Genomic DNA, 23571 nt, shown 5'->3' on the forward strand with positions numbered 1-23571 from the left:
AATCTTATTCCTTTCTAAAAATAATGAATTCCTGCTATCCAATAGTTATCTCCCCTATAACTTATTTTCCTACTATAATAATTTTTTTGATTTTTATTGTCTATAAATCTATACATTATCAAATAAATTTCTTTATTTATAAATAACTCCTCATACTGTTCTTTGCTTTTCTTTTCTATATCTTTCCCATATATATAATTCCAATATTTTATCCATCTATAATCCTTAATCTTTATATTCTTTTCTTCATCCGATCCATCATATACTGTAACTTTACTTCTAAATAAATCACGTTCATCAAATAAATTCCGTATATCATATATAGACTTTACCTTTGTAATACAGTAATTTATATTTTGATTTCTTTTAAATACAGATAATTTAATTAAATCTCTATCTAAAATTTCTTTAAGTTGTCTTTTGTTATAGTTTTCTAATAAAATCATGTCTCCATTTATCTCAAATAAGTTATCTTTTGCTATAACTTGTTCTGCTTGAGTAACAGCGCCTATATCCCATACAATGTGTTTATTTATATCCTTAAAATTCTCTTCATCTATATCTATACTTATGATTTTATTCTGCTCTATCCAATAAGCAATTATTTTATATTTATTATTCTTTGGACTCATTTCTGACATTGCTAATGTTAGTAATTTAGCCATGTATATCCTCCTCTAAAAATACCCTTGCACATTCTTCTCTATAACTACAGTACATACACCTATCTTTATCTATTTCATATACACTATCATCATTTATTTTTATGAAATTTATAAGTTCTTGCTTATCTATATTGAATTGCTTATCATTGACTCCGTAACGATATCTTTCAAACCACCCTGAACCTCCTGCTATTTTTGCATGAATATACTTTTCTCTAATCGCTCTATACACCTCGTCATTAGTATTTATAGCTCTATTTTTAACCCACCCATTTAAAATGGAAATTATGCCATTTTGTATATCAATAAAGTCGGATTCCTTCCAAAAAGGGAACATCAACTTAAATACTTTTATAAAATCTTTAACATGTTCTTCAATACTCTTTTTTAACCCCCCCTTACTATTTAGTTCTCTTATCTTAAATGCAACAACTAACTTTATATAATAACTTGCATGGAACTCACTATTAAACTGTTGATTATCATCTAAAATATACTCATATAAGTATCTAAAAGGACAGAACAAAAATGAATTCAAAATTTCTTCATCTATACAACTTGTATCTAATAACTTCTGGGCAATGTCCTCTTCAATTGAGTTAATACTATTATCTTGAGATGTTACTGAATACTTTGACTTACTTACTCCTAGCATACCTAATATGAAATATGGTTGATTTTTTTCATCATTATTTTCTTCTATATAACTAATGTTCAATCTTTTATCTAAAAAATAAGTTCCATAGAACAACATGTATTTGAGAAAATTTCCATACTCTCTTTTACTATTAATAACTATTTCTATGGTTTTATTATTCTTATTAAATGTTGTTTCTTTTAAAGGCCATGGTAAAATATCATTACAAACCGTTGTAAAGTTATTATCAGACAACTCTGCATAGTGATAGTATGCAGCTCCTTTCCCCCAAGATTCTTTTCCCGTGTCATCTGCTAATAATACACCACCATCTATCTGCTCAAAATCCCTTACAATCCAATTAGCAGAATCATCATTTTGACTGGATTGTAAATAAAAATGTAATGTTTCCTTTATACTATCTATAGAAGATACTTGTTCTATACTAGTTCCTTTTAATTTTGTATATATCTGATTTACAAGGTTTACTTCTTCTTCTGTTGAATATTTCACTCCTTCTGTACGCTTCTTTATCATTTCAATTAAATTTGAATAATGTTCACCTACATTAACATCATTTTCTTCAAATAATGTTTCAGTTATTGATTTTAAATCCGAAATTATGGTCTTAAAATAATTTGCCTCTTCTATGCTTATACCATAAAAAGAAAATCTTCCAAAGGGTTTATACTTCTCCTCTTTTTCAATTCTTTCTAAATATTTAATTTGAACATCTATCCTATCTAAATATTCGTCTAAAGTCTTCAAATCACTAAAATATAACTTTACCTTCTCATATATCTCTAATGGGGTTAAATAACCTTTTTCATCCCATAAATTCACAGTTAAGCATTCTCTTAAGCTGGTTTCATTAACTATTATCTTATTTTCTTTCTTATCCCACATATTGTACAACCCTAATATAAATTGTCCTATTGGGTAAGAAAGAAAATGTTTCTCACCAAATTGCTCAGGAAAATATACTTTCAATAAATTATTGGCCTTTTCTCCACTTACTGCATAAAACTGTTCATTCATATTGGCTAATATATTAGAAGGCCCCTTCCCATCGTTATTTAACTTTTTTGCTGCCTCATCATACTTCTTTGCTACATAATTAGTAAAACTAGTTATGTTATCAAATACTGTTATTTCTATATCTAATTCAGACAAATTAAAAAAATTACCTTCTATTACTTCACCAATGTTTTTTCCTAAGTTATTATATATATAGCCTGTGTCATATTCATATACTTCTCTATCTTCTTTACACCACTCATAAACCTTATCCCATGTTTTATACACCTGTTTATACTTTGGTAAATAATTAAACATAAAAACTACTTCTATATCTAATTTATTTAAATCTCTTATTAACCTATAGATTAAAGGTGTAAACTGATGAACTCCATGTAAAACTACTTTGCTACAATCAATAGCGCTTAGATTTGTATCTTGGATTAAATTCTTATAGTGCAATATTCTATCCAATAATACTTTATCGTTATCTCTTTTAATTCCAAATGCCTTGTTCTTTTTCATTGAAACATTTTGACTTAATTTCTTCAACTTTTGATCAGCTTTGCTTTTAATTTCATTTATATTATTATCACATTTATCGATACCTAACTCTTTTTTTATATCATCTAACAGTATATTCATTAATGATGTTTTAATATTTTCTACATCTTTTTCATTTAATCTACTGAGCTTATTCCATCTATTATTACTCTTCAATTTTTCATAAATATCTAGTACTTTTTTCTCTTCATTAGATAAATTTTCTAAATTAATATCCTCATCTTTAATCTCACTTTCAAATAAAAACTTAAGAGACGCATAAATATCTTTTCTATTAAAATCAAAAGTTTTTTTCATTTTATCATCTTCTAATGATCTAATTATATTGGTCATATCAATATACTGTTCTATATCATTTTGACTATCATCTTTCCACTCTTTATAAAATTGTTTTAGGAATCTATCAGCAGTACATAGAACATTAAATTCAGTTCTGCCATACTTATGTGATAAACCTTGTACTAATGTTTGAGATATACACAAATGCGGATATTTTTTTATTTCGTCCCAATAATCCATTTTATCTATACATCTCGGATCAGGATATGTCAAAATTCTATTCATTTCTAACGTTCTCCCCCTATTAGCTTTTGCCAGCTTTTATTTTTCTTAGTGTTACTAATATCGTTAAAATATATAAACTTTCTAATAGACCTTGTCATTGCAACATATAGTATTCTACATTCTTCATTCATTTTATATATATTTTCTGTCCTACTGTTATCTTTATAAATATCATTACGTATAGAAAGCTCACTTTCATTATTAGATTGAAATTCTATTTTATAACCTATTCTATTATCACATACAATTACTTCTACTCTTTCAGATTTTTTTCTCTCATTATTATCTTCTTGAATATTCCCTTTAAACTCTTTGCTTTCTATATTTTTATAACATATAGGCATTATTACAACATCATATTCTAATCCCTTAGACTTGTGAACTGTGGTACATATTACATCATTTGATACTTCTTCTATATTTAAGCTTTCTCTACTTTCAGCATTTACCTTTGTAACTATCATAATTTTTAAAAATTCTTCTAACTTATTTAAGGTTAAATAATCATCATTAAAACTATTGATTATAATCTCAATAAGAACTTCTAAATTTCTTTTATAGTAATTTTGCATATTAATCTTAGTATTTTGATCTAGAGCACTAATGCTATATATCTCCCATGGAAGGCATTGATTTATTAGCTCCCTTATTACCTTCATTATTGGTTGAAGTCTAAGATTTTTTAAGTGTTCTTCCCATTTTTCTATTGGACAATTTTTCAAGAAATATTTATATAACTTTTCTTTATCTCTAGCTAACGAATATATATCATGTTTTGGCATAGACTTACTAGTATAACATGTATCATATATTCCAAATAAATATTTAGAGTCTTGATTATGCTTTAAAGCTAAAACCAACTTATATAAATCAATAGTAGGTTTTATTTGATATAAATCCCCTTGTCCTTCTACTCCTAGTGGTTTTTTATTTCTATCAAATATACCTTTTATTTTTTCAATATCATTATTTGTTCTAACTAATAATGCTATCTTTTCATCTTTCTTTAATATTTTTCTTTCTCTTTCAACACATTCTATTAGTTCATCTTCCCACTGCTTTTCATTTTCAAAATCAATTTTCTCAAAGTCTTTATCCTCACTTGAATTTATATTTACCGTACCTATTAATTTATCTTCATTTGTATATGTTAAAGTCCTATTCAGACTCATTTTGTAAAATATAGGATCAAATTTATCTAATAAATCCTTATCTGTTCTATAGTTTTTTCTAAGTCTCTCCTTATTCCACTTATCTGAATCATCCTTCATTAAATGATTAAAAGCCTGATCTTCAGCACCCCTAAATCTATAAATACATTGCTTTATATCTCCTACTGTAAAAAATTTGAAACCAAACAATTTTTGAAATTTTTTCATTAAATCTATTTGCATATTATCTGTATCTTGAAACTCATCTACAAATAAGTAATCTAATTCATAACTAGATTTTTCTATCTTATCTTCCTTTACCAATTCATTTATCTTTATTATCATATTACTTAATCTTAGTGTACTTCTTTCATTGTTAAGTTCTATCAATTTTTCTTGAGCTTCTTTAACAACTTTAACTATTAGACTATGTATATCTTTATCTGTATCATAAATCTGATTTCCAAAATCATATCCATCTCTAAGATCAATATTCTTTTGTTCTATTTTATCTAATAATTTACCTAATAATTTTTTTAGTTCATACATAGGTATACTTAATTTATCATCTATTACACTTCTACCTATTTCATCTATATACTTATTTAAAATTTCATTGATAATTTTATCTTTCTCATGCTTTCCTTGTTTAATGCTTATTTCTTTTCCTAATCCTAAATATGAAGAATACTTAGATATAATCTTCTTACATAAGGAATGTATTGTACATATTTTCATCTGTTCTATAGTTTCTATTATGCTAAAATTATATCTATCTCCTATTAATATGAAATAATTTTTAAAATGTTTCTTAAGTCTTTTTTTCATATTATCTGCAGCTTCATTTGTAAATGTTATTAAGATTATTTTTTCTCTTAATTCATCTATAGTATATTTGTGTTTGTATATTAGGTAGCTTATTCTTCCTACCATAGAAAATGTTTTTCCGCTTCCTGCTCCTGCTCTAACACAAACATCTTTTTTAATTGGAGTATGCTCTACAATGTACTGATCTAAATTGAAACCACCACTATTATGAGCCCTTTCAAGATATTTTTTTTCCTCTTCACTAAATAAACCATCTAATATTTCAAACTCTTCTTCTATATTATCCAATATGTATATAAAACTAAGATTAAAAATCCGCTCTTCATATAGCCCTTTAGATTCATTAAATATATTAAAATCATCATACTTTTGTAAGTACCCTGTTTTTTTATGTGTCATCATCTTTAAATGTTGAAGGACATTGTAATTGTTAGATATTATATATACTTTTGTCCCTTTTTTCCATATATCAATTATATCTGCAAATATACATTTTAGCTCATCAACATTTTTTTCATCTTTAATATACTTAACTATTGAATATACTCTTTTATCACTAATAGAGGCTACTCTACATTGATCATTTTTATTTTGGGCAGGTTTTAGTAATTCCTCTATATTTTCAATTGATTTTGTTGTACTCATTTGCATACTATTCATTATCATCTCGTCACTTTCATATAATCTTCTTATATTCTGAACTAAATTATCATCTAGCTCATCAGCTCTAACATTATTCTTCATAAACTCAAAAGCTTTATTTAGCTTATTCAATAATGTCTCTTTATTTAATAAGTCATCTTGCAAAATAGTAAGTTCCTCTTTAGATATAATATCTAATCTTTTCTCTTTATACTGCTTTAAAGATATAAATGGATAACATACTATTCCTAATACCAATGGATTCCTATTAAATTTCTCTTTTAATAAATTAACCATATTAAATTTATAACTGTTAGCTTGTTTAAATGGAGAGCCCCATTCTTTCACATTATTTAAATTATCTCTGTACTTAATAGTTTCATTATCTTCTACACTTACTATTTGTACACTTTCCCAACCTTTAACTTCTATAATAAATATAGCTTTATTCTTTTCTAGTACACAAAAGTCAAATTCAGTTCCAGTTACTGTATAGTTATAATATGTAATATAGTTGTCTTCTAAAAAGTTAGATAATTTGTTGTATACTTCTTTTTCAGCTTTATTTTCTATTTTAGGATTTTTAGGATAAATTATTGACATAATATCACTACTTTCTTTTGACGTAATTTTACAATTTATATTATTACCATTTAATTTAAAATTAATATCCTTATATAAAATTCACCATATTTGTATTGTTAAATTAACATTTGTCGTACTTTTTTTAAGATTAATTCTAGTATCAATAAATAAATTCAACTAAAATAATCTATACTTTACTTAATTGAAAAATTATACTTACTGATAAACATATAAAACTATATAAAAAATAAAATTTTTAATAAGCCTGGTAAATAATTAAATATTTTTACCAGGCTTATCCAAATCATTTCATTACTTCATCAATTCCCAAAACGCCTTATCTTTAACATAAATCGGTTTATCTTCATTTCCAAACTTAACCAAACTGTGGTGTTTCTCAAGTGATTTAATCTTATTATAAATTACCTCTTCTTCTTGCTTAGCCTTGGTATTAAATATGAACCTTACATCTTTATTACTCAAATCAGCAACATTATGAACAATCCAACTAAGAATATAACTAGCATATTCATTATCTCCTGTAGAGAAATGACTTAAAAGTTGCGTAGAAAGAATAGTTCCAACCCCAAACATTCTTCCCTCTTTTAATATCTTTCTTAAACTATCAAAATTCTTTCTTAAGAAGTTATCAGCTTCATCAACTAAAATTAAATTAGTAAGCTGTCTATACTGACCTTCTGTTTTACTTTCCCCTATTACTAGCATTTGAGTATAAAATATATCTAATGTAATAGCTACAACTAGGTTCTGTATTCCTTCATCATAACCTGATAAATTAATTACAGTAACTCCATCTATACATTCAAACAATGACATAGTATTGGTAGGGTCTGGTTCAAATATCTCAAATTCACTTAAATTCTTAAGTGCAGCATATAAACTATCTTCTTGTACTTTTTCTCTATCCATATATATTCTACATACATCATCCAGTGTTGGAGGAGTTTTATCCCATGTAGGAACTTTAGCTTTATGAATTCCTCTTCTCTCATATGCTTCCATTATTACATCTCTTAATAATGTTTGCTGTTTAACTCCTAAATTAAATGCATTAGCTATAGTTTCCTTAAGAGTATTAGCCGTATGAAGTGGGAGTAAAGGTTTAATCTTCTTCCCTTTAACAAGAGCTAATGGATTAAATGGTAAATGGAAAATATCATATACCTTGGCATCTGTAGCATTTACAAATTGATCGTCAATATAGTCACCCTTATAATCAAATATTAATAACCCTAATTTTTTACCATCTACATTATATATATCATTTTTATGCAATTGATAAATTAGTGATTTTGTAAATTGAGTTTTACCAGTACCCATTGTACCAATTATTCCAGTATTAGTATGGAATGTTTTACTTGTATCTGTTGGATACCAATTTATTTCTCTATCATGCTTCACATCATGGCCAAATAATACTTTCATAGGTTCTTTCGGCTCATCTACTTCCGAAATAGCTGCTTCGTCTTTTTTTACTTTAGTTGTAGTACCACCTTGATAACCAGTTTTATCTTCACTTATATTTGTAGTAGGTTTTTCTTCATTTCCTTCTACAGAACCTGTTTCATCTTCTTTATTTAATCTCTTATACTTGCTGAATAATAAATTCTCTACTTTAAAATCACTTTGATTCTCTACGAATTTTTCCTTTAATGATTCTAACTCTGAAGCAATGTTTCTATACCCAGCATCTTCTGAGAAAGTTATTTCTAATATCTCATTGCCTTTATTAAACTCTTCCTCATTGTATGCCTCTTCTAATTCAGCTTGGTTAATTTCAATCAATTGAGCTTCATCATCAAAAGCTATTCCCTGCTTAAAAGACATAATTGATCCACGTCCAATGTATTGATCAAGCTCAGTACTTATTGTATAATCATCATTTAATAATTTAGTTCTTACCTCTGAATCAATTATCATATCCCAATTTTGCTCAGGCCATAACTCATATAGCTTAAGCTTTTCTGCACTTACTACAGCAAGTTGCATCATGAAATTTCTATACATTTTCTTGCTGAATCTTCTGTTCTCTTCTTCATCTTGTAAATCAATTAAATGCTTCTCTAAATAATTTCTTGTCTTGTAAGCTTGCTTTTTAGCTTTTTTAATTACATTAGGTCTATTCTCACCAATCTTAACTTCTACTGGATAATAATGAACATTTATATCATCATCTATTTTTTCAATACCTATAAGAAGTAAATCATCTGAATATTGACCTTCACCCTTTAAGTTTGATACTGAGAACAATCCTTCTACACTGCTTAAGCCAGCTCCTTTTGATACTCTTAATATTTCCTCAAGAGATATAGGTAGCCATACAATGTCTTTATGATAAAAATATGATAAACTCAACTTAATTGCTGAAATTATACTTAATTTTTCTCTTGGAAATTGACCATTGCTTGATATTAATCTTAATAACCAATCACCATTAACTGCATTAAAACAATTTATAACGTTTACAGAAGTTTTATCATTTACCTCAATATTTTTTTCTTGAAGAAATTCATCTATTATTACTTGATACTGCTTTGATTTTCTAGTTACTGTTATTGCATCATATCCACTTGAAGATGTATATTGATCACTATAATGTATTATCAATAAGTCTCTAGACGTATTGCTATTCTTAAAGAAGTTCAAATCAACTTTTGGATCAATGAATGTAACCCAATGTGTTGAATCGTAAATTTTTTCAAGCTTATCTCTACTTTCATCAGAAATTGCTGTTGTTCTGCACTCCTCTTCACTAAATGGTGAATCCGTCTGTGCAACCTTTACTAAAGCATTCATTTTGTTGACCAATTTCAGCAGTATATTACTTTCACCTTTTTTCATATATCTATTACCAAACCCAGTCCTATATGAGTTACCTAAGAACTTAGATGGTACTCCTGAAATTAATCCATCTAATGATATCCCTGTTATAATATCATTCATATTACTATCTTTCTCTTCAACACTTTGCTCCATCTCATAGAAAGTTACATGACTATATTCATACTTCTCATCTTCAATATCTTTCTTATAAAAATGTATCTTCTGTATACATATATTTAAAATATCTTCTTTTGTGTAATCTTTACTTAAAGCTCTATTACTTAAATCAATCTTTAAATTATGTTCAATTTCTTCTGAAGTACTATAATATGATAATTCTTCGAATACATTGCTTATTTCATTACTATAAATATTAACATCTATAGGTAATAAGTTATCCGGTTTAGTCTTCTTCAATTTATCAATATAGTAATTTATTATACCTTGAAGAATTTCTCTACAATCACCTGTATTAATTAAGTTAATTTTTACAGCTGCTTCAGATGTCAAATTAAATAAATAATTAAAATGATATATAAATTCATCTATTTTTTCTTTTACCAATTTAGAAACAAATTCTCTAGATCCTTTATATCTTAAGATATCATTCTTAATATAGTATTTCCATTCTAGTGAATGTTGTTGTTCTATTGGTTTATATAGCTTTTTATCCTCTCCACATATATATGGTAAAAGATAAATTGAATCAAGCTTTTTTGCTAGTTGTTCATTTATTTTTTCATTTTCAATTGTTTCAGTTAATCTGATTTGATACATAACATTAATTGGATTCAAAGGATAAAATAACATTTCCTTATCTCCATCTTCTCTTTTTATAACACCAACTCTTAAGAGGTTTTTATGATGTTTTTTTGCATACTCCCCTTCTTTTAGTTCATTAGCAGCGCCCAGAAAAGCCTCTACATAGTTTTTGCTTAAAACAATTAATTCTTCATTATAATATGCTAAACTTGGTATCAAATTATTAACTCTATAATATTCAAGCAATTGAAAATATGCAGTTTTAAAATTATTATTTATTTCAATATCTTCTCCTATTAACTCCCCATCTCTTTCAATGAAACTACAGTAATCACTATTTATAATGATCTGCTCTCTTTCAAGGTTTTCTCTAAATTCATCTCTAGTAAAATAAACTCTTGTACCTTGAATAAGTTTACCATTATCATATTTAAAACTTTCCTTTTCTTCCCTCTTCTTTGTCCAGACATTAAACCCAGTAATAACTGTAGCTCTATTTCCTTCATCCTTTATAGCAAGAGGAATTCCTAAATCTAATATATTTAAATTAAATTTAATTAAATCTGTATTTTCATCCTGTTCTACTTCATTTATAACTCTTATTTTACTATCTAAAGAGTCTATAATAATCTCACTCTGATTTTCACTTATAATCTTGTTTTCTATAAAGTCCTTTTCTAAATTGAATTCAAATTCTCTTCTCTCAGTATTTAGCATTAAATATTTCTCTTTTGGTTTCACAACTAAATTATAATTAGTTTTTATCACTGAATTATCAAATACTGATCTATCAATATCCAATACAAGAATCTTAAATTCAAATGTTACCTTATCCTTATATTTAATAGAATTAAAGCTAACATTTCCTGGTACATGATCAATTTCAACTATCAGTTTTTTACCACTAGCTTTAGCTGTAGCTTCCTGATTTTTAGCTAGCGTTATAAATCTTTGACTTACTCTGTCATCAAACTTTAATTCTAAACTTATTTTTTGTTCTCTATCTTTATTAAATATAATTATATTTTTCTTTCTTTTTTTAGCTGCAGTATTCCCTTCTTCTTTTTCCCAGAAGTTTTCTGCATCCAAACTAATCAATTTACTCTCTACATACTCTATTTTTTTATCTTTTTTCTTACTTTCAATAGATTGCTTGATTTCTTTATATTCAACTTCTTCCCATTCAACCTTTTTTAACTTTTCAACACCATTTTCATCTAAAAACTTTTCTAGTAAAGTATCTATATCTCCACCATATTTGTGTATATTATCTACTCTTGCATAGTTATCTGCATTATCTTCTAACCTATTAAAGGCTTCTTTTTTATTGTTTATTTCATCAAGCTTACTATCATAAAAGATTCCAAAGTTTTTAAATTCATCTTTGTTAATATCCCCTTTGTTTATTACAGTCAATAAATCCGAATACTGTAATACCGAAGTACTATCCTCTGAAATTTGCTCACTTCTCTTTTTTAAATCAAACTCAATTATATATTTATCACCAATTGATAAATCACTATTTTCGATTTTTTCTTTAATATCTTCTGTAATGGAACTAGTATGGAATGGCATTCCCTCTTTATTGAAGCTTCTTGCCCCCCCAACTATACTATCTAATGTAGTATTATGAATAAATAATATTGCAGTATTTTTAAATAAATCGCTATTTGTTCCTCCAACTTCATTACGAAGTCTCGTTAAATAATCTGGCTTAATATTATTTATAGTAGCTGAGATAATAACCTTAATTCCATTAACAACTATACTATATGTTACATATTCACTTGCATTTTCAGCTGCTTTATATTTAAATTCTTGTGCTTCAGAAACTTTTTTAAGTTCCTCATATAAAACTTTTACTTCATCTTCCTTTTCAAATTGAATCTCAAATTTATCTCCATTTTTAACTTCTACATCATTGAAATACTTAACAACTTTTTTGGCTAAATAATTATAAAACTGATTTAACATATTGTGCATCACCACTATCACTCTTCTTCTCTAATATATTTAACTTCTCGAATAACTGAGATATCTTTGCTTTAGAGTCTCTATCCAAGAAAACTCCTCTTTTTTCATATTCAATAAATAAATCTTTTAATTTCATCTTTTCATTGTCTTTTAAACTTATCTTTGTTAAAAATATGATATATTCTTCTGTAAGATTAAGAGTATATCCTAATCTTCCTCTTTGTCTTAAAAAATTCACTTTACAGAACTCTACAAACCAAGTACAGTAGTCCTTTTGTCTCTCTTTTCTACCTGAGTTGATAAACTGGTAATTTATTGATTTATATAACTCATAAATTATATTAAGTATGTCATCATCATACTTTCTTTCAAAATTCATTCTACTAAAATCAACATCACCAACATAATTCTTATAGTTATCTAACAATTCTTGAAAAGATTTTTTACTTTCTTCATATCCCTCTATCTTCATGTTATTTACAATATTTTTTATATCTAAATAGCTACAAACTTCCTCCCTATTATTATGATTTATAAGCTCTAAACAATTTGCATGAGAAAATAAAGTTTGTAATGAGCCATCTACTAGTTTCCATCCACTCTCATAACTCAATCTTGCCTTACTTGCTTTTTCCCAATCTAAATTAAAATAAACTTCTATAGGCTTTTCTATTGTCGCATCGAACATTTTATTTAAGTTTAAAGAAAGCTGTATTACATAAAACATATAATAAAACTTCAATAATTTTTCAATATTATTATTGTAAAATGAAGGTTTCTTTAGCATATACTTTAGGTCATCCATAAATACATCAGATACATACGGAACTAAATTTTCATATGTCACTTTTCTACTTTTACTTTCATTTGAATCTGGAAGACTCTCTACTATAAGTTTTAGCATTATATTATCTGGAATAGTATCATATGCTTTTTTTATAAGTTCTTCAGTTTCACTATATTCCTTACATAATACATCACATAAAAATTTACCTAATTTTTTATTACTATTCTTAGCTTGAATATAATTCATTACTTTAGGATGAAAGAAGACTAAATTATCTTCCTTATCAAAAAATAATTCTTTAATTATATTTTTAAAAACACTTTTATCTTTTTCATCAATTTCAATCTTTGCGATAATTTTATCTGTAAATTCATCGTTTATAGCTTCTTTAATTTCTTTTTTATTAGATATTCCTCTTGAAAATTGTCCTATACAATTTTTAAAATTAATAATTTGATCTTTAAATCTAGCTTTATATTGTGTTGTATACGGTAATATGGAAATCTTATTACCTGTATTATGCTGCAAAGAATTTATTTTCTTTGTATTATCTTCAGCTTCTACAAACTTATAACTGTTTCTCACATCTTTTAAATCAATTTTATACATCATATTCTATCTCTCCATAAAACAATATTCATTATAGTCATCTAAATATAGCCTATACTTCTTAATTTCACCGGCTATCTTCTGCTCAAATAATACCTCTTCCTTCTGGCTACCTAATCTCTGAATTTTTTCAATAAAATCCACGAAATTAATAAAGTTATTCTTATCTTTTCTATTCGGTCTGTACCCTTTTCTAACTTTACAAAGCAAGTTATATAGCAAATAATCTATATCAACCATTACTTTAGTTTCTTCTGATTTACTTTTCTTGTATTTTAAAATAAGTCTTGTAATAAACTTAAATAATTCTCGCTCTTCTTTTTCTTCATAATCCGCAATATCCCCAACTATATCCAACTTTTGGTATGTATTGAATTTACCTTGATTTTTACCAATAGTCATATTAATTGCATTATCTTCATCATTTTGCCCATTCCACTTATATATAGCATCTTTTACACCTGTTAATAATCCCTTAAGTTGTCTTTTAGAACCTTTATTCCAATAGTACAGATATCTCATATATTCTGTATAAATTTCATCATCAAATATTTCTTTTCTATCTTTAGCCATAAAAGAATATAATCTTAAATAAATCTTTATAACATCTTCTTTTACATTTTCCTTATCTATTTTTGTTTTAGTCTTTTCATATAATATTGTTTCATCTTTTAAGGAAGATAACATATACTGTAAATCAGTAGAATCAAGGTTTTCCTCAAAAATTTTGCTTAAATTAGAAGTGTTGTTTAACTTAATAATTACTGCATCCATTTTCTCACTTCTATAGTTAACTGGATCTATATTCTCCAATGCTTCAAGAATATTAGAGGTATCCTTATGAGTAAATAATATATTTGCAGTTAAGCTTTTTATATACTCCTTAAAAGGTAACTTTTCAATTTTCTTAATAAGTTTTGAAATAGTTAAATTTTCAAAACAATTATCAACTAAAATATCGTATATAAAGTTAAGTAATGCTCTAGTTGAAATAATAACTTTTTCTTTTATCATTACTTCTATTAATTTATCTATAATTCTTTTCTGTACAAATTCATCCCCTATAAAATCATAGTTATTTTTTATAGGACATTTATAAGAACAACTACAATTACTACAATTATTACTATATGACATAAAGAACGGATTTTCATCATCTTTATTAGCTATTTTACCAATTATATCTTTAATATATTGAGATGTAGGTCCTTCTTCCATTAAAGAGTACATATGATAATCACTGAAGTTAATATATTGAAAATAACTATTCTGTTCAAATTTACTTTCCTCAATATTATCATGTAGTATTTTCTTTTTAGTTATATATTCTTTAAGTTTAGTAAATCTGTGTCCAAATTCAGAATCAATAAAATTTGTAAGGGTACCTAAATTAATTGCTAATATTAATTTTTCCTTATGTCCTTCATATAATTTATCATCTGAATAAACATCTAAAACTTCATTCAGTGTTTCAATAGATGTTTTCTCAGGATCTAAACTTTCTGTAGCGTCATTATGAATACTAAAATCACATAAAATTTCTGGATTCTTATTTTTAAAATATGATATTAAGTGCGACTTACCATCACCAACACTACCACAAACCAATAATAATTGAGGCTTATCGGAATTATGAGCACTCTTTATTAAATTCCAAAACTCATGCTGTACTGGTCTTTCGACATGCATGTACTCTTTAAAATTACTAAAAGAATCAATATTCTCAACTGCTTCTTTTGATGATGTTCTAAGTCTCTTTAATGTATTAATTAAACAATTTTCATTTTGCAATTCATTCACCTACTTTTTTATTAAATCAACTTCTATCTCTATACCTTTAGCTTTCACAAAATTCCATAAATCAAATCCACAAAATTCTGCTGAGGTATAATAATTTCGAAAATTCTTTTCACTATACAAACTAAAATCTTTATTAACTAAATAATTATCTATTTTTTTTAGATTATTATCTCTATAAATAATTTTATCCAAGTAATATTCATCTGCTAATCTATTATTTTTTGATAAGTTGCAGTTGGGACATGAAGCTACCAAATTCCACAATCTATCATTCTTTATAAAAGACCATGGAATGAAGTGATCTATATGAACCTTTTCATAACTAAGTTTATTTCCACAATAAAAACAACTTGTCTCACATCTATTAAACTGAAAAAAGAAAAAATCCTTATATATTCTTAAACTGCTTCTCTTAGATGCATCATGTAGTTTTTCGGCAATTCCATAACAATTATCTTTTTTATTAACTTTTTCTAAAAAGTCAATCCAACATAAATTATTTATCTTTAATAGGGTAATTGAGTGTTTATATAAAAAGCTTAATACAGAAGGATTAAATTTTAAGTAATTTTCTCTTAAAGAAAAAGTATATAACTCTCCCCCCGAATCTCCATATAACGCACCTACCACATATTTTTTCCCTTCTTTAAAAACTTCTTTTTCCATCTTATCCTTTATATTAATCGGAATTTTATCATAATTAGCAGTACTTATCTCAGGATAATCGTCAATGTATTTGTCAAATATTTTTCCTATACTAGATCTTCCGCCTTTAATCATCTTAGTACATTGAGTTAACTCATGCTTAACAATAAGATTCCAATATATTCTGCTAAATCTAATAAATATATCTGAAATCTTAATTTCTCCATTTAAATTAACATCATATGAGCTTTCTAATAAAGCCTTTAGAAATCCAAACTTATATGAAGTAGCATTTGTAGTTTTATTAGATAAGATATAATTAAATATTTTCCAAATATCATCATCACATAAGTCACATCTAGAATACATTCCTGATTTTAATTTCCATCCTTCCATTTGGTCCCTCACAATTATATTTAATCACTACCATCACCATAACCGTTGTAAATTATATTTCCTATTATCCAATCAACTTCAACCAAAACTCTATATATATAGTTTATTCTACACTATTATCTGATAACTTTCATCACTTCCGACAAAACCGGATAAAAACTGACAAAATGTTTGATACGTTCAAATTAAACGTAAATTTAAGTCCCTTATTTTAAAAAAGAACCTACTTGCTACCTGGCACGTTCAGTTCAAATTTTATCTTAACTATTAAAATATTCTTGCAGTGGAACTACCATAGATACCATAATATCTGAAAGGACATAACCATCCTTTGTTTATCCCCTCTCTAAGCCCAACCTCATATACCACATTATAATCACACAATGCATATACATCTTTATTATCCAATCTATCTGGTGTAGCAGTTAATCCCAGCATGAACTTAGGATTGAAGTAGTCTATGATATTCTTATAATTATTTGCTACAGCATGATGAAATTCATCAGCCTGTGTCAAGATAAAACTAAAAAATTTTCTAATTCATTAAAATAAATATAGTTCAACAAACATCAAAACTAATGTTAGCTGAGCTATATTTATTTTAGATTGTGTTAGAGATAATGTTTGATATAATATATAAAATTAAGGAATAAGAGTTCCTTAGATTCGTTATTTATAAATATTCAACAACTATATTTTCTCTTTCATAATGCACAGTACTCTTTTTGTTGTGACTTAATTAATTAACTATACATCTAGCATTTCAATTGCATTGTGATACAACCCATTCAATTATCTTTTGAAACCTTTCTTTGTTCAATGCATGTCCACCCTCATATCTTTTGTGTGTAAGAGCATTCTTTGCTCCTATTTTTTCAAATAACTCTATTACCTTATTATAAATAATATCGGCGTCTTTAGAATATTTATCTTCTGTTGCAGATACTAGTAATAATTTCCTTGGAGCAAAACATTTAACTAAATCTTCTATTTCATATTTCTGGTTAAATCCAGGAATTACAGAAGCCATTTCTATCCCTGTTCCATTCAACATTCTGTTTTTATAACTACATGCAGCACCACTTGAACATGCAAATTTTATCCTGCAATCCAAAGCTCCTTGGAATAACACTGTGTTCCCACCATAAGAATGCCCTAGTACACCTACATTATCTTTATCTACCAATGAACAACTTCTTAATAATGAAATCCCTATCGATGCATCTTCTAAAACCTTTTTCTGTAAAGTCTCACCCTTTAACAATCTATAGCACATTTCATTATAATGTTGTAACCAATCCATTTCCTCATTTGGTACAACACCAGAATTGAGATAATTTATCCTTCTATCTTCAAAACAAATGGAATCGGGTGCTAAAACTATAATACCTTCATTTGCAAGTGCTGGTCCAAATGCTTGATAAGTGTCACCAACAATTCCACATACTTCACTCTTGCCATAAAATCTTTCACTATTGTGTTGGTGATGTACAAGAACTGCTGGGAATGGACCTAATCCTTTTGGCACTAACATGAACGCTTTTATGATATCCCCTTCATACCCGTGGTAACTAATGAGCATTTGTGTGTAATTATCCTTATCTTCTTCCGATATTATTTTATATTCAATATCAACATCATTACTAACATTTACTTTTAAAAATTCTCTAATACCTTTACGTAAACTACTATTCATCGCTCTCTCCTTTAAATAGTTTTAGATTTCATCTCACTATATTTTTTTCTTAAAGATTACTTATATTTGCTTCATCATACAAATATTTTATGCATCAATTATCATTTCTATATTATACATTATTTTCCTATATTTAATCAAAAGTATTTACGAAATCCTGGGCTTCTAACTAACTATCAACCTTATTTTATTTTGACCGTATTATAATATCTTTCATTATGTAAATGATATATTTCCCCGTTTTCATCAGTACAACCTAATTATCATTATTCAATGTAAGATAAGATTCATTTTCAATATACTTTTCGATATTCTTTGCAAACAATTTGGGTATAAATAAAGCCGAGTGATTCCTTCCACGGAACCACTCGGCTTTATCTTAATATAATTTACATTTCATCACTACCCTGCATTACCTCAACTACTCTACTATAATCATCTCTAAAATTCCAAACAATCTCAATCTCATTTTCACTATAAACATATATTGAATCAACAAGTTCATTTACTAACTCTCTGCTTAATTCTTTGATTTCGTGTTTATTTTTAAAGTGTTCAACAAATTGATTTTCCGATTCTTTATTTTTTAGTTTTTGAAGTTCATACTCTGTTTCCACTTTACTAATCTGGAAGGTTGTTTCTTCAATTTCTCCATTGTATTTCTCTTTCTGTTTTAGGTAGTCATCTTTGGTTATATTGCCATCTAAATATTTCTCATACTCCTCTATTTTCAAAGCATTTAGCCTTTCAATATATTGCTGAGCCTTTCTTATGGATTGAAGTAATTCAAGAATTTCATTCTCAGATTTTTGTTTTATTTGTAGAATAAGTTCTTCTGACTTATTCGCTATTTGAGCTTGCTTTCGTATGGTTTCTAATAGTATTTCTATAATTAATTGCTCTTTAATTCTTCCCTTAAAGCAGGAACAGTTTTCATCATAATAATTACTCCTACATAGATAATAAATAACCTTGGTATGAGATCGTTGGAGGCTTTTCTTACATATACCACACTTAACTTTCCCATAAATAACTCTGGTAGTATCAAATATTCGTTCTTTGCGTTTTTTTACTTGACCAATAATCTTTTGTGTTTGTATATAAAGGTCTTCACTTATAATAGCTTCATGGGTATTGGGAACCACAATCCATTCCTCTCTTGGTACTGCCCTTGTGCTTCTACTATTTACATTAGGGATTTCTCTTTTATGATTAACTGTTTTGCCAGTATATGTTTCATCTCTGAGAATTTTTAAAATCGCCATAGAATTCCAAAGCAAATTTCCTTTTGCTTTTCTCCACTTCTTATTATCATGATTATTTTGAAAATGTCTTGCAGGTGACGGAACACCTTCCCCATTAAGCATTTTTGCAATTGTACTGATATTATTTCCTTGAACAACTAATTTATAAATTCGCTTAACTATAACAGCAGCTTCCTTATCAACTACAATTGTATTTTTCTTATTTTTGGATTTAAGATATCCATAAGGAGCAAATGAACCAATATACTCTCCTTTTTTCATCTTGGCTCTTTTAGCTATCTTTACTTTCTGGGATAAGTCTTTACTGTAGAGATCATAGATTAGGTTCTTCAATCCGATATCCAAACCTGCAGTCATCCCTTTATCTCTTGCACTGTCATATCCATCATTTACTGATATAAAGCGAACTCCTAAAAAAGGAAATACTTGCTCTAAGTAATCGCCAAGCTCCAAATAACTTCTACCTAACCTTGAAAAATCTTTTACCACAATACAGTCAATTTCTCTCTGTCTTACTTTACTTAAAAGACTTTGAACTGCTGGGCGGTGAAAATTCGTACCACTGTATCCATCATCACAGAACTCCAAAATATTGCAATCAGCTAAATCCTCATGGTGACTTATAAAATCCATCAATAAATCTCGTTGATTACTTACACTGTTACTTTCAAACTTTGTATCGTTTGTTGAAATGTCAGTATCTTCATTAGAAAGCCTGATGTACATAGCAACTATTCTATTCTTGCTCATTAGATTTTACCTCTGTTTCTAAAGTACTAATATAATTAAGTAATTCCTCATATTCATCCCTAAACTTAAAATTAACCTTAATACTTCTGTCAGAATACAATTCAACGGTTTCTATGAGTGATGTTACAATTTCTTTTGTTAATACTTTTTCATCTTCGAAAACTCTAAAGGCAGTTATCCACTTATTTTCATGGGTATAAATTTCATCATACTTCTTTTTTTGAAGCTGTAATTCATCTAACCTATCTTTTAATGTATCTTTATCTTTTTCATATTTATTTTTAGCATATAAATACTCTTGTTCTGTAAGAAGCTGGTCAAGATAATCATCATAAAGAGAACTACTTAAACAAATACATCTTTCAATCTGTGATTTCACTTTTTTAATTTCATTTGCAAGATTATCTTTTTCCTCCTGAAATCTTATACTAGAATTTGCTTTACTTATAATATTGTCTATAGATGTAACTATATTTATCATGCTGCCAATAGAAGTATATACTGCATCAATCATATCTTTTTCTGATATATATTTTTTTGTACATTTATATCCACCATTATCATGGTAAGTAGAGCACAGATAATAATATGAAACTTTAGTATTTTTAATCTGTCTTTTGTATATAAGCTTATTCTTGCAATCTCCACAAACAGCTATATTCTTAAAAATATTCTCTTTTTTTTCTAAGTGCTTATTTTTTTCAAGCCTTTTACAAAACTCTTCATTAACTTTCATTCTCTTATTATGAACAATATCAAAAGTTTCTTGGTCTATTATGGGTTCATGGTCATTTTCAATAATTGTCCATTCACTCCTTGGCACTCTTGATTTTCTCTTTCCTTCATAAAGAGAAGCCTGTATTTTCCCATAAATCTTATGTCCTAAGTACACTTCATTTTCTGTAATTGTTTTAATTGCCTGGCGCTGCCAAATACTATTATTGTAACGGTCATTTTTCCATACACCTTTTAAATACTTGTATTTGCTTGGGGATGCTATTTCCATATCATTTAATCTCCTAGCGATTACTGTATCACTAAGACCTTCTACTTTCCATTTGTATATTTGATTAATAACTACAGCTGCTTCTTCATCAACTCCAAGCTTATAGCTACCATCCTCTGGTTTACTGTATCCATAAGGTACATGAGCACCTATAAATTCGCCCTTTGACTGTCTTTCTCTAAAGGTAGATATGATTTTCTTAGATATATCCTTTGTATAAACATCATTTAAAAGATTCTTTAAAGAAATAATCAAACCATCATTTATATTCTCAGTATTAAAACTGTCATAATTATCATTGATGGAAATAAAACGAACCCCAAGAAAAGGAAAAATTTTCTCAAGATAGTTTCCTGTTTCAATATAATCTCTACCAAAGCGTGAAAGATCTTTCACTACTATACAATTTACTTTCCCAGCTCTAACATCATTCATCAATCGATTAAATTCAGGACGGTCAAAATTAGTTCCCTTTTGCCCATTATCTGTATATATTGAGCAAATCTCTAAATATGGTCTCTCTTCAACAAATTGTTTCAGTAAGTATGTCTGATTTCCTATGGAATCGCTGTCTTTTCTATCACGTACATCCTCAATAGAAAGTCTTACATATAGTGCTGTTTTAAATATTTTCTTTTTAGATATTCTTTCTTTTTTAGCTACAACAGCCTGTCTTTTACTTTTTCTTGCCATAATTAAATTACCTCCTTAAATGCAACATTTGCATCAAAGGATTCTGATTTTTTTGCACTTTCTATAAAGCGAATAGCACTTTCATATTCTGTTTGATGTCTAAAATGTATATCTATTTTTCCATTCTCATATACATAAATTTTCTCAAATAATGAAACAACTACTTTTCTAGTAAGCTTTTCAATATTTTGATACTGCTTAAAATGCTCAATCCATAAATTACTTGCAGCCTTATTGCTTATAATATCCTCTATCTCTTGTTTACGATTTAATATAAGCTTTTCTGCCTTTTGAATTTTAGCATTGTATCTTTTCACATGATCTTGATATTCTTCTTTAGTAATTTCTTTATCTACAAAATGTTCATATGATATCAGTTTATATCTTTGAAACTTTTCTAATTCTCCTTGTGCTTTAACAATTTGAACATCTAGTTTTAATATTTCTTCTTGCTTATAAGGTAAATTATCTATATAAGTAAGAACATGTTCAATATCAATAATACTATGTATATGAACATTTAAGGCTGCTAAAATAGCTTCTTTAAATACCTTTTCACTTATATTGTGGGTAGTACAACTATTTTTATCATTTCTATTAGTTGAACAGGTATAGTAGTAATATTTTTTACCCTTAGCAGGAACTGTCTTACGGATCATGTTCTCTTTACAATCACCACATGCAATAATTCCTGAAAAAAGATACACTGTTTTCTTTTTAGGGGCAATACGAGTGTCATGAAGCAATAATCCATTTACTGTTGTAAACAGTTCTTTTGATATAATTGGCTCGTGTGAATTTTCTACTCTTACCCATTCTTCTTTAGGTCGTTCAACTCTTGTTTTTATTTTATAGTTTGGAGTAGTTCTTTTTCCTTGCTCTAATACTCCTATATATAACTCATTGGTTAAGATACGCCTAATCGCAACGGCAGACCATAGTGCCTGCTGTTTTACTTTGAAGGCAGTTTTGTATCTTTTTCCTAGAGAACGTTTATATTCCATTGGGGATAAAATTCCGATATCATTTAATCTATTAGCAATTCCTTGCTGACTCATTCCTTCGAGTTTCCACTTAAAAATATCACGTATAATAGAAGCTGCATATTCATCTATCTCAAGTTTATTCTTATTATTCTCAGATTTCTTATAGCCGTAAGCGGCAAAAGAGCCAATAAAATCTCCCTTTTTACGCTTGACTTCAAGTTGACTCCTGATTTTAATTGAAGAATCTCTGCAATATGAATCATTTATTAAATTTTTAAAGGGAATCATTATGTTATCAGTTAGATTTGAACCTTCTTCACTATCATAATTATCATTGATAGCTATGAAACGCACACCAAGAAAAGGAAATATCTTTTCAATATATTTTCCTGACTCAATATAGTTTCTTCCAAAACGTGAAAGGTCTTTTACAACAACACAGTTTATCTTGCCTGCCTTAATATCCTCCATCATTTCTAAAAAAGCAGGACGATTAAAGTCAACACCACTATATCCATCATCTACTTTTATAGAAGAAATATTGATGTCAGACTTTGCTTTTAAGTATTCTTGAATAAGTTCTTTTTGATTTGAAATGCTGTTACTTTCTTCCTTATCTCCATCATCTCTTGAAAGTCTAACGTAGATAGCAGCATTATAATTTTTTTCATTTAAAATATCCATTTGTAAAGCCTCCTAATTGTT

At 27.4% G+C, this 23571-nt stretch carries 11 protein-coding genes and 1 pseudogene; all 12 read right to left on the reverse strand.

Features of this window, described 5'->3' with window-relative positions; translation table 11 throughout:
• Positions 1-14 precede the first annotated feature (14 nt).
• The 12 genes and pseudogenes from KDK92_RS03675 to KDK92_RS03730 all read right to left on the reverse strand — a co-directional run bounded on the left by KDK92_RS03675 (position 15) and on the right by KDK92_RS03730 (position 23550).
• Positions 15-665 (reverse strand): hypothetical protein, encoded by a 651-nt coding sequence (locus KDK92_RS03675; protein ID WP_250857698.1) that lies wholly within the window; start codon positions 663-665, stop codon positions 15-17.
• A complete protein-coding gene (locus tag KDK92_RS03680; RefSeq protein WP_250857699.1) occupies positions 658-3447 on the reverse strand; it encodes a hypothetical protein in 2790 nt (929 codons plus the stop codon). The genes KDK92_RS03675 and KDK92_RS03680 overlap by 8 nt, the downstream gene beginning before the upstream one ends.
• Before the next feature lie 2 nt (positions 3448-3449).
• Entirely contained in the window at positions 3450-6671 is a 3222-nt protein-coding gene (locus KDK92_RS03685; protein ID WP_250857700.1) for a UvrD-helicase domain-containing protein, read from the reverse strand.
• A gap of 294 nt (positions 6672-6965) precedes the next feature.
• Positions 6966-12233 carry a DNA phosphorothioation-dependent restriction protein DptH gene (gene dptH / locus KDK92_RS03690; protein ID WP_250857701.1) on the reverse strand — a complete coding sequence of 1756 codons (5268 nt, stop codon included), beginning with the start codon at positions 12231-12233 and terminating at the stop codon, positions 6966-6968.
• Positions 12214-13632 (reverse strand): DNA phosphorothioation-dependent restriction protein DptG, encoded by a 1419-nt coding sequence (gene dptG / locus KDK92_RS03695; protein WP_250857702.1) that lies wholly within the window; start codon positions 13630-13632, stop codon positions 12214-12216. The genes dptH and dptG overlap by 20 nt, the downstream gene beginning before the upstream one ends.
• 3 nt (positions 13633-13635) lie before the next feature.
• Positions 13636-15429, reverse strand: coding sequence for a DNA phosphorothioation-dependent restriction protein DptF (gene dptF, locus KDK92_RS03700; protein ID WP_250857703.1), 1794 nt, complete (start codon positions 15427-15429; stop codon positions 13636-13638).
• Positions 15430-16470: an HNH endonuclease gene (locus tag KDK92_RS03705; protein WP_250857704.1), complete on the reverse strand. Its 1041-nt coding sequence runs from the start codon at positions 16468-16470 to the stop codon at positions 15430-15432. It abuts the gene before it with no gap.
• A 294-nt stretch (positions 16471-16764) separates the two neighbouring features.
• Positions 16765-16977: pseudogene (locus tag KDK92_RS03710) on the reverse strand (DEAD/DEAH box helicase); the annotation flags it as partial.
• Positions 16978-17233: 256 nt separating this feature from the next.
• A complete protein-coding gene (locus tag KDK92_RS03715) occupies positions 17234-18166 on the reverse strand; it encodes a dienelactone hydrolase family protein (protein WP_250857705.1) in 933 nt (310 codons plus the stop codon).
• Positions 18167-18555: 389 nt separating this feature from the next.
• Complete coding sequence (locus tag KDK92_RS03720; RefSeq protein WP_250857706.1) at positions 18556-20181, reverse strand: recombinase family protein; 1626 nt, start codon at positions 20179-20181, stop codon at positions 18556-18558.
• Positions 20168-21880 (reverse strand): recombinase family protein, encoded by a 1713-nt coding sequence (locus KDK92_RS03725; RefSeq protein WP_250857707.1) that lies wholly within the window; start codon positions 21878-21880, stop codon positions 20168-20170. Before KDK92_RS03725 ends, KDK92_RS03720 begins: the two co-directional genes overlap by 14 nt.
• 2 nt (positions 21881-21882) lie before the next feature.
• Positions 21883-23550, reverse strand: a complete 1668-nt coding sequence (locus KDK92_RS03730; RefSeq protein WP_250857708.1) for a recombinase family protein — start codon at positions 23548-23550, stop codon at positions 21883-21885.
• Between the last annotated feature and the right edge of the window lie 21 nt (positions 23551-23571).

The sequence above is a fragment of the Oceanirhabdus seepicola genome, from assembly GCF_023684385.1.
GTDB lineage: Bacteria > Bacillota > Clostridia > Clostridiales > Clostridiaceae > Oceanirhabdus > Oceanirhabdus seepicola.

Bases quoted from the DNA above. Each gene is read 5' to 3' on its own strand.
- KDK92_RS03675 (WP_250857698.1), bottom strand. From the start codon at position 665: ATGGCTAAATTACTAACATTAGCAATGTCAGAAATGAGTCCAAAGAAT.
- KDK92_RS03680 (WP_250857699.1), bottom strand. From the start codon at position 3,447: ATGAATAGAATTTTGACATATCCTGATCCGAGATGTATAGATAAAATG.
- KDK92_RS03685 (WP_250857700.1), bottom strand. From the start codon at position 6,671: ATGTCAATAATTTATCCTAAAAATCCTAAAATAGAAAATAAAGCTGAA.
- dptH (WP_250857701.1), bottom strand. From the start codon at position 12,233: ATGTTAAATCAGTTTTATAATTATTTAGCCAAAAAAGTTGTTAAGTAT.
- dptG (WP_250857702.1), bottom strand. From the start codon at position 13,632: ATGATGTATAAAATTGATTTAAAAGATGTGAGAAACAGTTATAAGTTT.
- KDK92_RS03705 (WP_250857704.1), bottom strand. From the start codon at position 16,470: ATGGAAGGATGGAAATTAAAATCAGGAATGTATTCTAGATGTGACTTA.
- KDK92_RS03715 (WP_250857705.1), bottom strand. From the start codon at position 18,166: ATGAATAGTAGTTTACGTAAAGGTATTAGAGAATTTTTAAAAGTAAAT.
- KDK92_RS03720 (WP_250857706.1), bottom strand. From the start codon at position 20,181: ATGAGCAAGAATAGAATAGTTGCTATGTACATCAGGCTTTCTAATGAA.
- KDK92_RS03725 (WP_250857707.1), bottom strand. From the start codon at position 21,880: ATGGCAAGAAAAAGTAAAAGACAGGCTGTTGTAGCTAAAAAAGAAAGA.
- KDK92_RS03730 (WP_250857708.1), bottom strand. From the start codon at position 23,550: ATGGATATTTTAAATGAAAAAAATTATAATGCTGCTATCTACGTTAGA.